The sequence below is a fragment of the Leptolyngbya sp. GGD genome (assembly GCF_026735145.1).
Taxonomy (GTDB): Bacteria; Cyanobacteriota; Cyanobacteriia; order Leptolyngbyales; family Leptolyngbyaceae; genus Leptolyngbya; species Leptolyngbya boryana.
In genome coordinates this window covers 158,405-179,750 of the sequence record NZ_JAPQKE010000009.1, presented here as the reverse complement: position 1 = coordinate 179,750, position 21,346 = coordinate 158,405, and the positions used below count along the sequence as shown (strand labels likewise).

The window sequence follows — 21,346 nt, the reverse complement described above, 5'->3', positions numbered from 1 at the left end:
ACTCCTTTAGACCTCACGAAATCTTAAAAAACTTACCACTTACGCTAGTCCTCTCGTCAATGCAAGTACTTGGATATACTGAGCAATCAATCTTGAAATCTCGTAAGCTGCGTACGCATACAAGAATAAATCTAGATGAGGATTAAGAACATTGTAAGTTATTAGTCCTGGCTCAATGCGTCGAACGATTGCAAATTTACCCTGTCTTGCATCACTAAGCCCCCCTGGTGCTAGATTACGCTCCCAATCTTCGCTGATCCAGCTTAGAGGAATAATAGGTGGTGGGTTGTAATCATCTCCCCGATGCCATCGCGTTAATCCAACCTGATGTAAAGCATCGACTTGCCGGGTAAGATTATTGCGCGCTGCCGTTATATCAGCTTGTTTGTTCTGTTTAATTTCATACAGTTCTCCATCATTAAAATCCACTAAGTCCGGTACAAGTCGATTGACTCCTCTTACGCCTGGATGACGCTCGTTGTTAAGCTCTCGACGGAAGATTCTTAGCATTGTTGGTCGTTGTCTACCCCGACTTGGAATTCTTGGATCGTAAACTCGCGAACTGGTAAAAGGATTGTTGTCGGCAAATGGATCTTCGCCAATCTCTCTGACAAAATTGCGCCCTACTTTTTCGTGAATAATGTCGCCTTCGCGTACGTCTAGACCACTTGGGTCAGTATAGTTAGTTGGAGCGCCATAAGCATATAGGTACTTATGCAGTGTGATTGGCTCACGAAGTCTTCCCTCGTAGTCATCCCTTCTAGCAAATCGACCTGTACGGCTGCTGTAGTATCGCTGTCGCAAATAGTAATCGCCCAGACCCGAATCGAACTGCTCACCAGCAAAACCGTATTTGTTGGCTACTTCTTGCGTTTGAGCGATCGTATTTCCGAAGGCATCATAACGGGAGCGGCTGACGACGTTACCAGTCGTATCCGTCAATTCCGTCGTGCTGCCCAGTCCATCAACGTGATAGTAAGTAGTTTGTCCTCCTTGCGTCTGGCTGATTAGATCATTCCCATAGACGTATGATACTGCAACCGTTCCGTTTGGTGCGTATTCTTCTAGCACCTGAGCGTAAGGCTGCACTTCATCCAGCAGGAAGCGCGTTTCTTGCCCATTGACGATCGATGCAACCCGAATGCCATCATCGTTGTAGCGATATTGCAACTGCTGCTGCACCACACCATTTGCATCTTCGATCGTTGCTGCAATCAACCGCTTATCATCATTCCAAACGTAGCTCGTCTTCGTGCCGTTTTCCGTCTTGGTTAACGTACTGCCGTTTGCATCGTAGGTATAGCTAACGGTTGTGTTTCCGTTCACTTTTTCCCGTTCTAGACGATCGTTCTTGTCGTACTGATAATCGGTTTGAGTCGTCGCGCTGTTGAGCGTTTCTTTCTTCCAGAGGCGGTTGCCGACGCGATCATAGTAATACTCGATGGTGCGATCGTCGATCGTTCCCGTCTCATCAATAACCTCTTTGGTCAGACGATACAGATCGTCATAGGTGTAGGTCATGCTCCGCCCACTAAGTTCTGTCACTGTCGTCCGATTGCCCACCTTATCTAAGGTGTAGTCAAATCTGGAGATGACCGATTCGACCGTTCCAGCCGCAGTCAGCTTGCGATTTTCTAGGGACTTGAGACGGTTGAGCACATCATATTCGCGGACCTCTTCGGTTCCATTACCCAATTTAGTGCTGCTCAGGTTGTTGATTGCATCGTACGTATAGTCTGCTTGTAGCACTCCATCTTGCAGGACTGTATCGAGACGATTTCGCTCGTCGTAAGTATACGCCGTTGTGCCCGATGCTGTCTTTGTCCAAGTTTTGTTGCCTGCCACGTCGTAACCGTACTCGATCTCTCGCGTGGTCTGATTACTGCCCATACCGATCGTGTCGGTGCGCTTGATCAAGCGATCGCGCTCATCATAATTCCAGTTGTACAGTTCAGTCGTAGCCCCATTCGCATTCTTAAAGGCGATCGCATCCCGCTGCCCATTCAGAGTATATGTGTAGGCAACTTTAGAGCCATCTTGGAAGTTCTTCTGCGTCAACCAATTTGAGTAGTCATAGTCATAAGTAATTGTTCTGCCATTGAAGTCGGTAATGCTCTTCGTATTACCAACCGCATCGTAGAGCATGGTCGATCTCTGATTGAGCGGCAGGATTGTGGCAGTCCGACGACCGAGCTTATCGTACTCGTAGCGCGTGATCTGCTGTTCAGCATCGGTGACAGCGATCAAGTTGCCACTCTCGTTATAGTCATAGCGTGTCCAATCGTTGAGCGCATTCTTGACTCCGATCAACCGCCCGAGCGCATCATACTCATATTCAGTCCGCTTGCCATTTGGATCGATCGAGGCAATCCGACGACCGAGCTTATCGTACTCAGTTTCAACAAATGTTTTGTCAGCGAAGATTGTCTTCTTCAATCGTCCAAGGTCATCGTATTGATATTCAGTACGACGATTTAGCGCATCAATGACTGCACTTTGTTGACCTGCACGATCGTACTCATACTTGGTGCGAGGATTATCGCTGAGATCATTTGGGGTCAAATCTGCATAAATAATCTCAACCTGCCGTCCCGCGCTGTCGTAACGGAACTCAGTGCGATTGCCCCGTTCATCGATTTGAGCTTTGACCAACCCATCGCTGTAATACTCGGTTTTGGTGCGGGGATTATCATCCCAGTTGTTCGGAGTCGCATCTGGAAGGATCACTTCTATCAAGCGACCTACTTTATCGTATAGGTATCGAGTTGTACGATTGAGCGCATCGGTTTCCGAGATTTTGCGTCCTGCATCATCATAGTTGTACGTCACCTGGCGGCGTGTTCCCGTACCTGCTTGAACAACGACCAGCGCATCAGTTGCAGCATCATACCGATATACCGTGCCATCTGAAGATAGATTCGCTTCGAGTTCACCTTTGGTGTTGTATTTTGATTCGGTGACGTAGCCCCGTGCATCGAGTACCCAGATTTGTCGCCCCAGGTTGTCATAACCATAAACTGTACGATTTTGCTCGGCATCGGTCATGGTTTTGACGCGACCTTCGCTATCATACGTCCACGTCGTGAGTAGCGTCTCAATCGTGCCATCCGCTTTCTTGCGGTAGCGCATCTCAGTCAGCTTATCGCCGCGATCGTTGTAGGTGTAATCGGTGGTGAACCCTAAAGCATCTTTGACTTGATTGACATTGCCTCGTGCATCATAGCTGAAACTGGTTGCCTTGTCATTGGCATCGGTCAAGCCTTTGAGCAAGCCGTTGCTCTCATAGATGTAGCTACTTGTTTGCTTCAGTGCATCTTCTGTTTGAGTCAAGTTTCCGCGTGCATCATAGCGATTCAGCATCGTCCGCCCCAGCGCATCGGTTTCGCTCAACAACCGCCCTTTGTCGCCATAAGTGCTATAGGTCTTCAAGCCCAAGCTAGTCTCAGAAATCAGATTACCTTGGCGATCTCGTCTGGTAACAATGCCAGTTTCCTCAGATAATTTATTGCCTTTCGCATCGTATTCATAGCGTGTCGTGAAACCAATCACGACATCATCGTTGAAATTGTCATCTGAGCGATCTGAAACAATCGTTTCCTCCGTCACCCAGTTGTTCTCATCATATTTTCGCTGCGTGATTTTGCCTTCCGCATCGATTTCAGTCAGAACATTGCCGCGATCGTCATACACATAAATCGTTTCATTGCCCAACTGGTCTTTAACAACTTGCCGATCGTTGCTAAGGTCATAGCTCATCTCGACCGCTTTCCCGTTGGCATCGACAATCTGCTTCAGTCGTCCGTTCTCGTCATATTCGCTTCTGGCTCCCACTCGACCCAATGGGTCAATAATTTCGCGGAGGAAGTGCGATCTCTTGGTGCGAGCCGGGTCAATCGTCATTCCATCATTGGCATACTTCGGATCGTCGTAGCTGGTGTCATAGACAAAGCGCGTGATGTTCTTTTCGCGATCGCTCACACTGACCAAATCGCCATTCACGTCGTATTCATAGCGAATATACTCCTGCATCGGGTCTTTCACGGATACGATTCGCCCTTGAGCATCCCGCTCAAATGTCACTTTTTGCCCAGTGGAAGAGACGATCGCATCATCGGTATAGGTCAGTGTATTGCCATTTGTATCCTTCACGGTCAGCAAGTCGCCCGTCTTGGCATCAATCCGATATTGCGTGCCATCCTTAGTCGTCAGTACATACACGCCACCAAAGAGACGATCAGCCGGGTTGAATGGTTGCCCTTGCTGTCCAATGTATCTGCCGTTTGCATCGGGTCGAATGTAGTTGTTGAACTCGATCGTTAACTTGTTCGTGCTGCCCTTTTCTGAAACGAAGGTTGGTTCGTAGAAGTAACCCGCAAACTCACCCAGTGGCATACCATCGATCTGAGTCACTTGTTTGGCTTTAAACGAGAAAGTCTCACGTTTGCCACCAGGGAGTGTGATGAATACTTTCGTACGATCGTCAAACGCAGGATAACGATCTAACAAAGCCTCTTCCTCAGTCGGCTTCCTTAGACTCGTCCGCAAATCCGTATCACGAAACTCCATACGCCAGCCATAACCGAAATCATCCGACTGATTCGAGGTCAGCGTATCGTAGGTGCGAGTGAGCGAAATCGGAATCCCGGTCACTGGAATTGCTAAATCGGTGAACGAGAGCCGGAAATTGCCTAACTTTAATTCTCCTGCGACATTCACCGTCTCTTCGAGATAAGTCACGCTTCCATTCGTGCCATAAACGAGCAGTCGCAGCGTGTAGGCATCATTTTGCAGTAGAGATGGATCAACTGTGCCTAGCGTACCGTGATTGACCGCATTCGTCCCAGACGCAATCACACGGAAATTGTCGCTGTTGATTGGTGCGATCGCTAATTCATAGCGGCTAAATCCATCCCCACTGACTAATCCTTTAATTTCCGTAGGTGCTGTCACTACTCCATCAGGAATTCCAGACAGATCAAGTTTGAAGACTGGATTAAATATCGCAGTGGGATCAAAGACTTCCACATTCAGCAGCGCAGAACTGCCTGTATTCCCAGCCTGATCAATCGCCGTTGCTAGTGCGGTAATATTGCCTGTCTGATCGAGCTTCACTGAAGCAAATCCTTGGGCATCTAAAATCACCGCTTTTCCATTAATTAGCAGCGTCAGCCCTGCCACACTCACATTGTCTGTTGCTGTCGCCCGGAAAGTAACCGTTTCTCCCACATTCGCAAGCGTCTGAGTTGCAACTAAATTGACCTTTGGCTTTTCAATATCTGCCTGAACTGTGATCGTGAAGGTATCTTCGTCGATCGCACCCTGAGCGTCTGTAACAGTCAATCGTACGAGGTGTTGCCCCGACTGAGCCGTTGTCGGATTCCAGACAATTCTGCCGAGATTATCAATCTTGATCCCTTTCGCGATCGAAGCATCGTCCAGGGCATATTTCAGCGCATCCCCATCCTGATCCCTAGCAATCACGTCATAGCGGTAAGTCTTACCTAACGTTGCCTCCGTTGGCGCAATCGATTCAATCACAGGTGCCTGATTCGTTCGAACCGTCAGTGTAAATCCTTGTGCGGCTCCAAGTCCTAAGCGATCAACTGCGCCGACCACAATCTTATACGTTCCAACTTCTGGTGTTGCCCAGGAGAGCAGTCCCGTCTGAGCATCAATCTGAACGCCACTGGGTCCTGCTAAAAGCTGATAGGTCAATTGATCGCCTGCATCTTGATCAGTTGCCTTAACTTGATAGGTGTAAGGTGCGCTGGAATCTGCAACAAATGTTGGCTGAGACGTAATTGATGGCGCACGATTCACAATCTCTGCCTGTACTTGAATTGTAAACGTCTGTGTCGTGATCGCGCCTTCATCATCGATCGCTTGAATCTCAACCGTTTGTGATCCCAGTTGACCAGCCTGAGGAGTCCAAGTCAGCACCCCAGTCTGAGGATGTAAAACGGCTCCAGCAGGCGCTCTTCCAAGCACAAAATTAATGGGCTGATTTTCAGGATCAGTTGCGATCGCTTGATAAGAGTAAGTCTGCCCAACTCCCGCGATCGTCGGTGGAGTAGAAACGATTTGAGGCGGTGCATTAATCCCTGTGACTTGTAGCTCGAAGATCTGGGTTGACGAAGCTCCGAAGCGGTCAAGAACGCGCACACTGACCTTGTGGATTCCAATTTGATCTTCAGTTGGCTGCCAGCGGAGTGCCCCAGATTGCGGATCGATGATCATACCCTTTGGCGATCGCTCCAAGCTCCAGAGCAACACATCGTTATCCGCATCCGTTGCTACGAGATTGTAGCTGTAAGGCTTCTCGACGTTTGCCACTAACTGAGTGGGAGCCGAAGTAATAATGGGTGCATGGTTGACAACAAAATTCGATGCCTGAATTGTCCAAGCCTGCTGACTTGTCAAGACTCCATCACTGACTCGGACAACCACATTATGGGTTCCAGTCTGAGCAGCCGTTGGATTCCACCGCACGACTCCATCTTGCAGGGTCATCCCTTGAGGACCCGTCACTAATTGATAGATCAGCCTGTCCCCATCTGGATCAGTCCCTTTGATTTCATAGAGATAATCGCTGCCAACTTGTACACTGCTTCGCGGTTTCGAGGTAATACTCGGTGCGCGATTGACTTGTGCAGGATCAACAGTCCAACTCAACTGCTGGTAGGTTTCTCCACCTTTGCCATCACTCACTTTGACCGTCACTTGCCAAGGTTGAACTAAGTCGCGCTCCGGTCCCCAGATATATGCCCCGCCCACCTGATTCGCGTTAGGAGTCCAAGTCAAAAGTCCAGTGCGAGCATCGATCGACACGCCTGTTGGAGCCACCGATTGGCTCGATGGATTCTGCATCAACGAATAGGTCAAGTTATCTTGATCTAAATCGATCGCGCCTACTTGGTAGCGATACGCTTTGCCAACCTGCGGTTGATACTCAGGAATCCGGGATGTAATGACAGGCGCACGATTTCCTTGTTTGACTTCAACAATGAAGGATTGGAGTGTTACCCCACCCTTACCATCGCTCACCCGCAGGATAACACTATGCTCACCGACTTGATCAGCGCCAGGAACCCAGGAAACAGTGCCGTTGGGTGAGATCGCCATTCCTTCAGGCTTAACAGCGAGGTCAAAGGTCAACTCATCTCCGTTAATATCTGAAGCCTTTGCCCGATACAGGTATCGTTGCTCAGTTAAAGCAGTGAGAATCGCGTCACTGCTAAGAACAGGTGCTTCGTTTGGCGCATCTGCAGGTGCACCATAATTACCAAAATCGAATCCAGAGCGGATTTCATTGGCAATAACCGTTGCCTGATGATAAATAGGATTGAGCGGCTCAGTCTGTGTCCAACCTCGCTGAAGCTCTTGGCGAATTTGATAGGTTCCTACTTCTAGGTTAAAGCTATAGCGCCCTTGAGCATCTGTGTATGCAAATTCTTCGCTGACATCGCGTTGTCCATTCTGGTTGCGATCAACGTAGACTAACCATTCGCCTAATCCAGGCTCATTTCCAACCGGGCGACCTAAACCTCTAACAGCTAGAATTGCATTCCGGTCATTGCCGCGATCGTCTTTCGACTCTCTTCCAGCAGAAGACAACAAAATGTCTCCAGTGATTGGATCAATAACTGCACCGAGTGGATTGTCAATATCGCTGAGGAAAGGCGTTGCAGTCGCAAGAATTGGATTGCCTTGGCTATCAACTTGATAAGCTATGAAGTTATCTCCATCGGAGTTTCCAACTAAAATGCTTGCACCAGTGTCAAATCCAGGTGCTGTGACAGGTAGGTAAACGAAAGCAGACGAGTAACTGGGCAACAAGGATGTTTGAATCGGATTGCTGAATGAACCGTTCGCGTAATTTAAGTTGAAGAAGCCTTGACCAGATCCTTGGCTCGTTGCTTTCAGTTGACCTGCACCAGGAATATCCACCGGAACAAATCCTAGCCCACTGTAAGGACCCTTGGCAGTCGAGTAAAACAGCTTGTTGTCGGGTCCGTAACCTAATCCTGAACTGATATAGGGTGCGTAACTGAAAAATTCACCAACATAGGGAGTCGATGGATCGTTATCATCATCAAAACCAATGATATGTCCCCCATCTCCACGCTTTACCTTAACCTTGAAGATGACTCCTCCACAGCTATGGGCAGCAGCGGCAACGAGCATGGTGTTTGGATCAATCTTGCCTGTCGCGTCGCGATAGAAAGTCATTCCCGCAATCTCGTAGGGCAATCCTGCGGGCACCCCTAAATCATAAGCAGTATAAATATTTGCAAATTGCTCACCTAGCGTGATTCCGGTATACGGGGTGAGATTATTAGGATTCGTTAGTTTCCGGTTGCCATCGCGGTCTAAGTCATTGTAGACATTGCCGACCACTTGTCCGTTTGCAGCACTGCTGGCAATTAAATCAAATACTTGATAATCGATGCCACCGTTCGTGTCCATGACCCGAATCTTGACACGATGGGTTCCAGCAATCGGACTATTCCAAGTAATGACCCCGGTTTCATTATCAATGAACATTCCCTGCGGTGCTTCTGCCAAGCTGTAAGACAGCACATCACCATCTGCATCGATCGCGTCAACATCATACGTATAGCTACGATTCGTGAAGGTTTTGGTAATCGCTTCTGAAACGACCGTGGGAGTTGCATTACCAGGATTCTGATGAACTTTGACCTGGAAGGTCTGAATATCACTACCACCTTTGCCGTCGCTGACTTTAATCTGAACGGAGTATGTCCCTAATCCTTCTTCAGCGGTTCCTCCAGACTCTCCTGCTCCTGGTGTAAGAATCGCAGGTGCATCTTGAATTGTCGAGACTGCAAAGCGATAAGTTCCAGGAGTGGTTGAATTTCCTCGAATCGACAGAATGTACTCCCCGTCTGCGGGCAAGACATAACTGAAATCGCTACTCAAGCTATAGGGATGGTTAAACACCTCTTTTGCATCACCAGGTCGGTGAAGCGTCCAATAATCGCTGCTACGTCCTTGAATCGAGTCGAAATACAGTCGCTGTCCCACTTTGCCAGAAATCTTGTAAAGCGTAGTATCGGTTCCACGTAGTAAATTATTGGCATAGACTCGATTGGTCTGAAGCTCCTGTGCCGCAGAGAGATCGTGCATCTTGAACCGATAATCGACCTTTGCGGATTGCTGTCCCACAATCATCAAGTTGTAGGTTCCTGCTTCAGTTAACGTGAAAGGACCAAAATCTCGTGCTGCTCCCGTGGCAGAAGAACTGGCTTGCAAATCAAACACAGTCTGACCACTAGGACTAATTAACTTTGCTATGACATTTCCATAAATGAAAGATGCTCCATCTGGAAGAATTCCATCAAAGAGGAGCCTTTGTCCAACTTTACCTTCAAATGAGAGAATATCGGTTGTATAGCCTGGATCAAGCGGCTTCGTGATTTCTGCATTAAGGGTCAATCGCCGGACATTATCTTGAATTGTTGCGGGTTTCGTTTGAACTTCCATCAACGAGAAGTGATAATTTCCAGTACTACTGGGTGTCACACCCTGAATCCGAATTTTATATGATCCAGTTTGCTCTAGTAGAATTGGTCCTACGTCAGTAGAAGCTAAGGTCGAAAAAACAGTCGAGCCATCCGGATTGAGAACCTGAACTCGTACATTGGTATGAGTTGCATTCTTGCTATCGAAGTAGATGCGAGTCCCAGAAGATGCAGTAAAGGATTGCTCTACAACCTGATTCGCGCTAATACTACCTTGACGACTGCTAAATGTCGTTTCTCCAACCAGCGTGTCAAGACCAGAAACTGTGACAGAAGTAGGCGTGAGATCCGTAACTGTAAAGCTGTAATTAAATGGGTTAGTGCCAGAGCGGAACAGTGCCAGCGTGTAATCACCAGAACTTGGCAGGGTGATCCGAAAATCTGGATTGTCAGAACTAGAGTAGAACCGCTTTAGGATTTCTCCAGTTGATCCATACAGAATCCAGGAGCCGTTGTCCCAACGATTGGCACTTGCATCAAAATTCAGAACCTGCCCGTTCTTCCCTTCAATTCGGTAGAACTGTACTTGCTGTGTCGAGTTAATGGTTCCAGTTACAGGAGTTCCAAACGGCAAAGGAGCTAATCCAGAAAGATCCGTGACTGCAAAACTGTAATTCCCGATCGCAGTTCCACTGCCCTCTACAACAAGCTGATACGTTCCTGCCTCAGTGAGTGTCGTAACCCCACTGTCGTCTCCGATTGCCTTGTCGTAAACTAAAACTCCGGAAGGCGTATAAAGCTGATAGCGAAGCGAAGATCCTGACAGAGCGTCTAAGAATATCTTCTGACCAGGCTGACCAGAAAAGGTATAGAGCTTTTGTTGCCCAACGGCTGAAATCGCTTCTGACACAACTACACCAAATTTGAGTTCGCTAGTTTGGCGTTGAATGTGTGCTAATTGAAACTGGAATCCGCTATTGCTGTTTCCAGATCCTTGGAAAGCTAACAGATATTCTCCAGAAGTAGAAAGTGCCCATTTATAATTTTCATTCAGTTTACCCTCAGTAATCTGCTCTCCACTAGGTGTGTAAAGTCTCCACCTTTCAGAAGTTCCATTCGTTGAAGCTGTATCCAAGAACAAAGACTGACCTGCGGTAGCAGTAAACCGATATAGTCTAGATTCGTGGCCAGTTGCACCAAATGAGCCAGGAGTGATTGAATTAAATGGAATCTCTGTTGCTTGTGATTTTTCGAGCAACCGGAATGAGTAATCTCCGATCGTTTCCCCATTTCCATCGATTACAATCCGGTAATCTCCATCACGTGTCAGGGTCAAATTACTATTACTAAATCCGTAATCATCATAGTAATAGAGACTGGTAAAGAAAACGTCGCCTATTGGATCATAGATTGTAATGTTTGCAGAACTGTAATTCCCCTTCACTGCATCGAAGAAAAGTTGTTGTCCCGCAGTCCCAGTGAAGTAGTGTGTATTACGAGAACCTTTCTCAGATAGCGTTCCATTGACGGTTTGACCAAGTGTAATGTGAGAAGTTGCCCCTTCTGGAGTGATCAAACTAAAGCGATAATGAGTGTCCGATGAGCTTGTTCCCTGCATGACAAGCCAGTAGTCTCCTGCGCTCAGGTCAAACTCTGCATCATTGGGAAAAGAGCCGGACTTTACTTTCGCTCCATTTGATCCATAGATTGTCCAGCTACCCGTGCCTTGAAGGCGATCTAGGAATAGATATTGCTGATTGGTCAGACTAAAGCGGTAAGATTTTGCCTGCTGTCCTGTTACATCAAAATCATCTTCAATAATAGTGTCAAGCGAAATGGGGGAAGCATCTGCCCGGTTCAACAAGCGAAACGCATAATTTCCAATCGATTCATCGTTGCCATCAACAACGATTTTGTAGAGACCATTCTGCTTCAGAACCAACCCGTAATTAGAGTGTGACTCGCCATAGTTGGATCTCCTATAGTCTGGCCCAAAATCAGCGTTTCCGACACCATCATATACAAGCTCACCCGTTGGATCATAAATCTTGATAGTGGAATTTACTTTACTTTCAAGAATATCTACAAAGATTTGCTGTCCTGCTGTTCCGTTGAAACTGTGAGTATTGTAAGAACCCTTTTCGGCGATCGTACCTGTAACGCTATCACCTAGTCTAAAGATTGGCGCAGTCACAATCTCAGGTGTGATAATCCGCAGACGGTAATCAAAAGGACTAGAACCTAATCCTTGCATCACGAGCCAATAGTCACCTGCTCCTAAGTACAGTTCTCGATTGCTAGAGAGATAGTCCCATGTAACATACTCACCACTAGAACCGTAAAGCCACCATTGACCATTACCGCCTTGACCATCAAAAAAGAGAGACTGACCCTGGATCAAGGTAAAACGGTGAGTCCGCACTGAACGCCCAGTCGAATCCAGTTGTCCCACGATGTCAGTATCTAAAGAAACTAAGGGTGCATCAGCTTTATTCAACAAACGAAAAGCGTATTGACCTGTCATCTCATTCTGACCATCGATGATAACTTTGTAGATACCACTTTGTGTTAGGACGAGGTTACTGTAGTACGAGCTAGCATAAGGTGGAGACGAGTTACTGTCAGAAACACCAAGCCCTTCATAGACAATTTGTCCTGATGGATCATAAATTTTGATAGAAGTATTATTACCTTCCACAAAATCCACAAATATCTGTTGTCCTGCAAGCCCAGAAAAGCTATAAGTATCGTAAGATCCTTTCTCAACAAGTGCTCCTGATACTGTTGCTCCTAAGTTAAAAGAAGATGCTGCTGGAAGAGCAGGAGTAATTAATTTGAAGCGATAATCAAACGGTTGAGATGGTGCACCTTGTAAGACTAGCCAGTAACTTCCTGCATCTAGAAAGAACTCCTTGTCCCAGGAGAGATAGCTCTCATTAATTCTTCGTCCTGCACTGTCATAGAGTCTCCAGTAGCCAGCATTGCTGGTGGATTGCCCATCAAAAAACACATACTGTCGTTCAGCTAAATTAAAGCGGTAAGATTTAGCCAAGCGACTGTCACTTGTATTATTGAATGTTCCTGAAATTTCTACATCTAACGCAACTGCTTCTGCGCTTGCCTTATCTAATAAGCGGAAAGAGTAGGTGCCGATACTATTATCAACAACAACCTGATAAGTTCCAGAGAGCGTTAAGGTACTGACCACTCCACCATAATCGTTTACAGTTTCCGCTTCGTAAATTTTTTGTCCAGCAGGGTCAAAAATTGCGATCCTTTGACGAGGAGTTCCCTCGATCATATCTAGACAGATCTGCTGTCCAACTGTTCCATCAAAACGAAATGTTTGAACTGGAGTGCTTGATGTAATAGAGCCATTAACAGGAGTACCGAATGTCACTCGGCTACCTGAAGGTGTTGCAACCGTTCCATCTCCTAGATCTTGAATTCGGAATGTATAGTTGCTTGTGCTACCAGATTTCTGGACAATAATCCAGTATTCACCTGCAACTAGATCTTGCATTGTACTAGAGCTGAGTGATTGGGTCGTTAGACGCCTACCGTTTGGACTGTACAACTCCCAAACTCCCTCACCGGACTCTCTCTGAATCAGAATCTTCCGATTGGAATCGAGCGTAAAGCGATACGCATTAGGTGAAGCCGTCGCATCAAAGGAGCCTGGAATTGAACTGTTAATATTCACTAAAGTTGCATCTTGCCTCTGCAGAAATCGGAAACTGTAGTTTCCAACTCCCTCCCCTTCTCCATCAACCACCACGCGATAAGTCCCTGAAAGCGGCAAAGCAGAGAAAGATAGCCCTTGAGAATTGTAAGATAGCCCTTGGTCGTGATTCAAACTAAACTGACCCAGAGATCGATCCATTGGGTCAAAGATTTCTACGAATATGGTTGCATTGAATTGCAAAACATCCAAAAATAATTGCTGTCCTACAGTTCCTTGAAAAGTGTAAGCGTCTCTTTCTCCTTTTTTCGAGATTGTACCTGTAATCGTGTCTTGCCAGAGTTTAGGTTGAGCGGGTGCAAATTCAGGTGTGATTAATTGAAATTGGTATCCCAAAGAAGAGTTGCTATTTCCCTGAGTCAATAGCCAGTACTCACCAGGTTCTAAATATCCTTCCCAGTTGGTGAGCAACTCTCTTCCATCGATTCTGTTGCCGGAAGGACCGTACAGCTGCCAAGAGCCAACGCCAGCAACGCCATCAAGGAATACATATTGGCGTTCTGAAATCGTGAAACGGTAGGAATCTTGCAATCCAGCACTTTCAAAATTTTGGACAGTAGTCTGATCGAATGAAATAGGAATCGCAGCGGCTTTATTAAGTAAACGGAACGTGTAATTACCTGTGGCTCTCTCGTATCCATCAACCTCAACCCGATAGGTTCCACTTGTGTTCAAAACAATTGGAGATGAACTATCAGAAGAGTAACGAACGAAAATTCCGCGACCTGCGGGGTCATAGATTGTAACCGTAACTGGGTTGGATTGAGGAACATCGAAAAAGAGTTGTTGTCCAGCTTGTCCAACAAACGTATAGTTATCTTGCTCACCCTTTTCAAGGATGGCACCTTTTACTGTTTCTCCAAGTTGAATGCTTTGAGGTGGTGCAATTTCTGGCGTGATTACTCTTAAGCCATAATTGAACTGCCCAGAGCCTTCTCCCTGGATAATTAGCCAGTAATCGCCACTTTCTAGATACAACTCTCGAATATTATCGGTTCTTCCGGTCGCTACGGGTCGTCCACTAGCGTTGAAGAGTGTCCATCCACCACTACCGCCTAGCCCATCAAAGAAAGTATATTGGCGATCGTTCAAGCTGAAACGATAGGATTTGACTTCAGTTCCAGTTCGATCAAATGTACCTCTGATGTCAGTATCTGTTTGAATTTCTTCTGCTTGAGAGCGATCCAGCAGTCGGAACTGGTAGGCTCCAATGCCTTCAAGATAACCATCCACTACAACTTGGTAGAGTCCATCCATTCCTAGCACTAAGTCTTGATCAGGAGAGAGATCAGTAGGAAAATATTTAGAGGTCAGTTGCCGCCCAAAAGGATCAAGAATGCTTACCTGCATTGAGGAACCGCTAATTGCATCTAGATAAAGCTGTTGACCAGCTTTGCCTTCAAAAGTATAAATATCCTGCTCACCTTTTTTGGCAATTTCGCTCGTGACTAAGGCCCCAGTAGCCATAGGGCGACTGACAATATCAGGCATAACTAGCATGAAGGAATAGTCTACTACAGCACTAAAGCCCGCTTGCCCACGTAAGGCAAGTAAATACTCACCGTCTGCAGGAAGAATCATTTCCAAGTCACTAAAACCTGAATAGGTAATGTACTGGTTATTGCTGTTATATAGCACCCAATCTAAGCTACCGTTATTTGTGAGCTTGTCAATGAAGACTCTTTGCCCTTTACGTCCGGTGAAGCGGAATAAATCGTCTTCTGAACCAGGGGTCAATTTTCCTTGCACAACCTTCTCTGGGACAAGGACTGGCGTTTGAACAATATCAATGATGCTAAATCCATAGCTACCAGTATTACCGTAGCGTTGGCTCACTCGAACCCGATAATTTCCAGCCTCCGTTAGGGCCAGCAGTTGATTTTCAGCAAGAGTTGTGACGCTCAAAACTCTTCGATTGCTGGGACTATAAACTTCAATCTGCCAATCAGAAGCGTTACCTGAGAACCGCAATGGATCAATGTAGAGCCGTTGTCCAGCTACACCTGTAAACGTAAATTCATCAATCTGACCTGCAGCATTAATCGTGCCCAGTACCGTATCGCCAAGAACAAGAGCAGCGGGCGGCTTCCAACTGATTCTGCCAGTCAGCGCGTCGATCGACATTCCATCTGGACCCGAAACCAAACTGTAGATCAACGGATTGTCCTGGTCTGGGTCTTTTGCCTGAGCATCATATTGATAGTTTTGACCGACATAGGCATCAACTGTTGGCGTTGATGTGAATTGCGGTGGGCGATTAGATGGAAACTGTAAGACCGAAAGTGTGTAGACTTGCGTCGTTTTTCCACCTCTTCCATCGCTTACTTCGACCATAACGGACTGATTCCCAACAGATGACGCTGTGGTTGCCCAAGTAATGACTCCGGTTTGTGAATTAATGGTCATTCCGTCTGGTGCAACTTTGAGGGAATAGATCAAAACATCTTGATTCGGATCAGTTGCTTTGATTTGGTAGGTGTAAGGATTTCCGGCAACGACTTCAGCAACAGGTTGAGATGTAATCTTCGGCGCTCGATTCAGTTGTGCCAGAACGACCAGTTCATAGATAAACTGTACGCCGTTCGGGTTGTAGAAGACCAAACTACGATCTCCCGACAATTCAGATGGATCAAATTTACCATCTGCCACCAGGTGACTGAAATCGTAGTAAGGCAGTCCTTCTGGCGTATAGCCATCTGGATTTCTCACCAGTACTGAAGGATCGCTTAAACGTGACACAGCAACGAGTAGCGGAACATCAACACTATAAGTTCCGTTATTCTTGACAGCTATAGTCGTGTACAGCAACTTCTTCGCTGAGTCAAAGGACGTTTGATCATATTGAATCGCCATGCTCGACGACACATCTTCCATCACATTGAAGTTTGGCAATACAGGCGAGAGCAGATTTGTCGCTCCGCTGTAGCCAATCACAGGGGGCAAAGTATTCGCCGGGGCATCGATCAATTGCAGATCGCGAATCCGTATCTCAGTCGCCGTATCCTGGTCATTATTTATCAGTCGGAAGACGAGTGTTGCCTCTGTATTCTTCGGAACCCCAGTCAGATTTAGGATGACAGTCTTCGTGACACTGTCATAGGTTGCTCCAGAACCGAGTGCAACTGATTCGCCCTCGGTCCAGTTGAAGAACACTTCACGATCGACTGCCATTGCGGGTACAAGCGATCGACCTTTTGCATCCACCAATGCGACTTCAAATGCGTCATTGACGAAATCTTGTGTCGTATCAAAACTGGGATCGATCGTAAATTTGAGCAGTGTCGGACGATCCACGGTGAAAGAGACGGATTGTGAGGTGCGGAAGTTTGTCCCCTCGCGCAGTACCACATCAACCCCAAGCAAGTAGATTTGCGTAGAAGTTAAACCACCTGCATCAGTCACGGTTAGATTAACTGCATAGAGTCCGGTCTGATTGCTAGAAGGGGTTCCAGTCAAGGTTGCTGTACCATTGCCGTTATCGGTTAACGTCAACCAACTGGGCAGATTTTTCGCAGCAATCACACGATCGCCATTCTCAGGATCAACTGTCGTAATCGTGTAGCTGTAAAGTTTTCCTGCTTCTGCATTAATAATCGGTGTACTGGTAAAGACAGGACGCTCATTAATGTCACTCAGTCGAATCGTCAGCACCTTATCGAAGAACAGATTCGGCTTGCCATTATCGGTTGTGCGAACCTTGACGGTATAACTCGTTGCAGCCTCGTAATCGAGAATCGCTCCAGGTGCAACTCTCAGTTCATTACCAATCAGTTGGAATCGTCCGTTCGAGTTATCCACCAACGTGTATTGGTGCTGATCGCCTGCATCTGGGTCGATCGTACTCAGCGTTCCAACTAAAACACCCGCCGCACTGTTCTCAGGAATTGTATTGCTGCTAAGTAAGATATCCGTCGGCGCTTGATTTGAACCTAAACGCTTGACAATCAGTGGCGTGGTTGCTCGATTGCCTGCAATATCTTCAGCCTCGAACGTAAACGCATTATCTCCCAATGCCAGCGCTACATTCTCAAACACAAAGCGTCCATTCACATCCGCGATCGCAGTTGCTCCAGTTTGCACTAATTTGACGATCGCGCCTGCTTCTACCTGACCTGACAAACTCACTACAGAAGAAATTGTTTGACTATCTCCAACGGGAGCAGAATCAAACGCGGGATCAAGCGTTACGGACAATGCCAATGACGTATCGAGAACAAAACTGACCTCGAAAATTTGGGAGACATTGTTGTATTGGTCTACCGCTTGAAGATAAACGGTTTGTGTCCCGTCAGAGAGAGTACTCCCTAGAATTTGCTCTAGCCGAGCGCGATCGAGCATGAAACGTCCTTGTGCATCCACCGCAGCCAACACATTAACGGTCGGATTCGCATCATTCACACTCGCTCGGAATGCTACAATCTGGTTCGCATCGAGCACCGTGCCGGTAATCGTTGGATCACTCGTAATGCGATCGGTATTTGTCGTTCCACCCATTGCTGTGTCATTCAGCAAAGTTGCCGTTCCTAGCGGTGCATCAGTATCTAGGGCAACGGTGACATTGAACGTCTGCGTACTGATATTGCCTGCCACATCGACCGCTACGATTGTCAGGGTTTGCAATCCATTACCAATGCCTGCAAAATCTAACTCCTGATCAAAGGCTCCATCTGCATCTGCATTGATCGAGACCGGTTGTCCATTTGTCCAGCGGTACAGAATTTGTGCGATCGCAGAACCCGTGCCATTGATGATGCCGCTCAATCTCGCGCCATCGGTTAACGGTGCAACATCGATCGCTTGATTCAAGATCAGGGTTGGTAGAACCGCATCCACGGTTACGACAAACGCCTGCGATGGAACACTGACATTCCCAGCAATATCCGTTGCGATCGCGCTCAAAGTATGAACGCCGTTAGACAGTGCGATTGTCGTCATCTGCCAGGTTCCTTGCTCGGTTGCAGTCGTTTGACCTACGAGCGTTGTGCCCTCAAATAATTGCACTCGTGCGTTTGGTTCTGCACGTCCGGTAATGGTTGGCGTTGCAATCCGTGTAATTCGATCACTGCCACTCGTTCCCGTATCGCTGCTAGCGGTCAGTTGCAGATTTTGCGGCGCTTCGACGATCGTATCAAGCGTGAATCCCAATCCGAACAGACTGACATTGCCAAATTCATCTTTTGCTTGAAGTTGCAGCGTGTAAGTGCCATCGGGAACCGCAGCACCATAAATTAAATTTAATTGGCTTCGAGTCAGGGTAAAACTGCCATCCGCTTGTCGCTGCGCCAAAATATTGACCCACGGTGCAGTGTTGCTAAATCGAGCTTGAAACTCAACAATCGGATTGGCATCCCGAACGGTTCCAAAAATCGTCGGATCAAACGTGATCACATCTTGGTTCGTTTGATTATCGGGTGCAGTATCACGCACCAATTTAGCCGTGATGATTGGTGCTTCTTTATCCACTGCCACAACGACATTCAACTGAGTGGTGCGAACATTGCCTGCCACATCCGTGGTGATGATCGTGAGAATGCGATTGCCGTTCGCGATTCCAGTCAGATCAAAGGCTTGATCAAATCGTCCCGCTGCATCGAGAACAATTGATCGTTCAACTCCACCGTCAAAGAAATAGGTTGCAGATGCGATTGCACTTCCGGTTCCATCGAGACTTCCAGTTAACTTCGAGACTTGGGTAATTGGAGTTGTCGTAGAAGTCGTTAAGCTTAAAGTCGGCTGTACTGCATCGACGACGATTGTTAATGGACTTGATGGTGAACTCACATTTCCAGCGGCATCGGTTGCGGTCGCGGTTAAACGATGCGTGCCATTGCTCAGAGCAGTCGTCGCCACTTGCCAACGCCCATTCGCATCAGTTGTCGTTTCGCCAATCAGAACCGTTTCACGATAGAGTTTGACGATCGTGCCTGTTTCCGCTTGTCCTGCAATAATCGGCGAGGTTTGATTGGTGATGTCATCCCGGTCGCTTTGCCCGCTATCGCTCGGAGGAATGAGGTCTAGATTGATCGGGGCATCGACTTTCGTATCGATCGTCACGAGCAATGGAGCCGAAGGCAAGCTGACATTTCCGGCTGCATCCTCAGCTGTCGTCGTAAAGCTGTACTGTCCATCAGCTAGAGGCGCAACTTGAAACGCCCAAGCTCCCGTCTCGGTCGAGATCGCTTGCCCGATCAGTTGATTGTTCTGGTAGAGCCGAACGATCGCGCCTGCTTCTGCCGTTCCTTCCAATGTAGGACGGCTCGTATTCGTCAGGTTGTCTGTGTTACTGCGTCCACTATCGCTTGCAGTAATTAAATCTGGGCTCGAAATGGTTGGAGCTTTTGTGTCGAGCGTAAACGTTAGCTCAAAAATGGCAGACGCATTTCCGGCTTGGTCGATCGCTTGGAGCTTTAAGGTATGTACTCCATCAACGAGAGTGCCGCCGTTGATTTGCTCTAGTTGCGATCGGGTTAAGCGGAATGTGCCATCCGCTTGACGCTGCGGCAGGATGTTGACAAAGTTGGCTGAAGACATTGCATCGATTCCGGCTTTGAATTGCGCGATCGCGATGTTGTCTGTAACTTGACCGACGATCGTGGCATCAAAGGTGAGGCGGTCTGTATTCGTGGTGCCACTCGGCGCAGTATCTCGCTCTAACCGTGCGGTGATGGTAGGAGCAATTTGGTCGATCGCGACCACACTGGAGCGACCATTAAAGGTAATATCTCCTTTGGCTTGAATCGAGCCATAGAGCGAAGACGTACCATTAAACGTAAAGTTCTGAGCCGCAACGAAGTTACCACGAGTATTCGTCGCGCCATTGTAGAGAATATTGCCTTGGCTGATGACTCTTAGATTTTGGGTTGCATCAAAAGTTTTCGTTGCACCATTGAAGGTAATATCACCGCTATTATTGACGAGCAGTGTCGTTCCATCAAAACGTGCACCTCCGTTCGTGCTGATTCCACCCGAAGCAAATGCAGCGAGGTTTTTGGCTTGAACATTGCTTAAGTCGATCGTTCCCGCATTGGCAACGAGAGCAACATTATCAAGGGACTGGTTATTCCCCATCGTAATGTTGCCATTCTCAACAATAATCACCATATTGCTGAAGATGACATTATTCGGGATGTTTAAGCTGCCATTCACGACTCGAACAACACGCGGTTGAGTTGCAGTTCCGCTAGTCGGAAATAGACGGTTCCAATCTTGAGCATTCTTGAGCGAATTCTGCTTGGCATCAAAGGTTACGGTTATTGTGCCGGTTGGAATTCGACGATCGAGTTCTTGCTGACGCAAATCGGCATAAACGGGAACAGCAACCGTTTGGCGCGGCGCGACTGGCGGTGGAATTAAACCTGCATAGCGATTCAAACCATTGACGCTGCTACTTCCCGCATTCGGTCCAACACTTACAGCATAGGGACGTAAGACAGATCTACCCTGGCTATCGACGATGATATTGCCACTTGCATCTCGTTGCGTTGCAAGGTCTGTGTTGCCATTGAGGTTGAAACCGTTCCCTGCATAAATGAAAACATCGTCGGTCAAATCATTCGCGATCCCATCAAAGTTACTATTTCCATTCGCAGTGACTCTGCCTTCAGCAATGATGGAGAAGGTTGGTAATGGAGTAGGAGTGGTTGTGGTTGCCAAAGTTGCACTAGAACGATTTCCGGTCAAAGGATCGATCGTATTACTATTTCCAATGGGAACAGTTGCTGCGGTCTGACTAGCAAGGGGTGGAAGAAACCAATCGGGAGTCATATTTTTCCCGATGATGACATCTGCGGGAGCAGGCGTAATCGGGGTGAGGGTCGGAGTCGGGGCTGCCAAACTGTTATTCGGCTGATTAGACTGAATGCCTAAGCTCGCCACGCTGTTGAGCAGAGATGCTTCTTGCAGAAAGGGCTTTGCAAAAACGTCTTGGCTGTTTTGGCCCAGAATTTGATCCGACGAACTCATAACGATATGCAAGAGGTGAATGTGTGCAAGAGAATATGCTGATTCTTCTCAGAATCAGCGCAGCTAATGCTCATGATCAAAATGGCTGTGATCCAACTTCTGCACACGATAAGTGCAGAAGTTGGATCACAGTGATACCAATCTCAGCAAGAGCAATCAG

General features: G+C 47.3%; 1 protein-coding gene. It reads right to left on the bottom strand.

Annotated elements, in window-relative coordinates; all coding sequences use genetic code 11:
* Positions 1 to 39: 39 nt before the first annotated feature.
* Complete coding sequence (locus OU814_RS27500; RefSeq protein ID WP_268242785.1) at positions 40 to 21,186, bottom strand: putative Ig domain-containing protein; 21,147 nt, start codon at positions 21,184 to 21,186, stop codon at positions 40 to 42.
* Between the last annotated feature and the right edge of the window lie 160 nt (positions 21,187 to 21,346).

Coding starts and splice junctions, on each gene's coding strand:
- OU814_RS27500 (WP_268242785.1), bottom strand. CDS start 21,186: ATGAGTTCGTCGGATCAAATTCTGGGCCAAAACAGCCAAGACGTTTTT.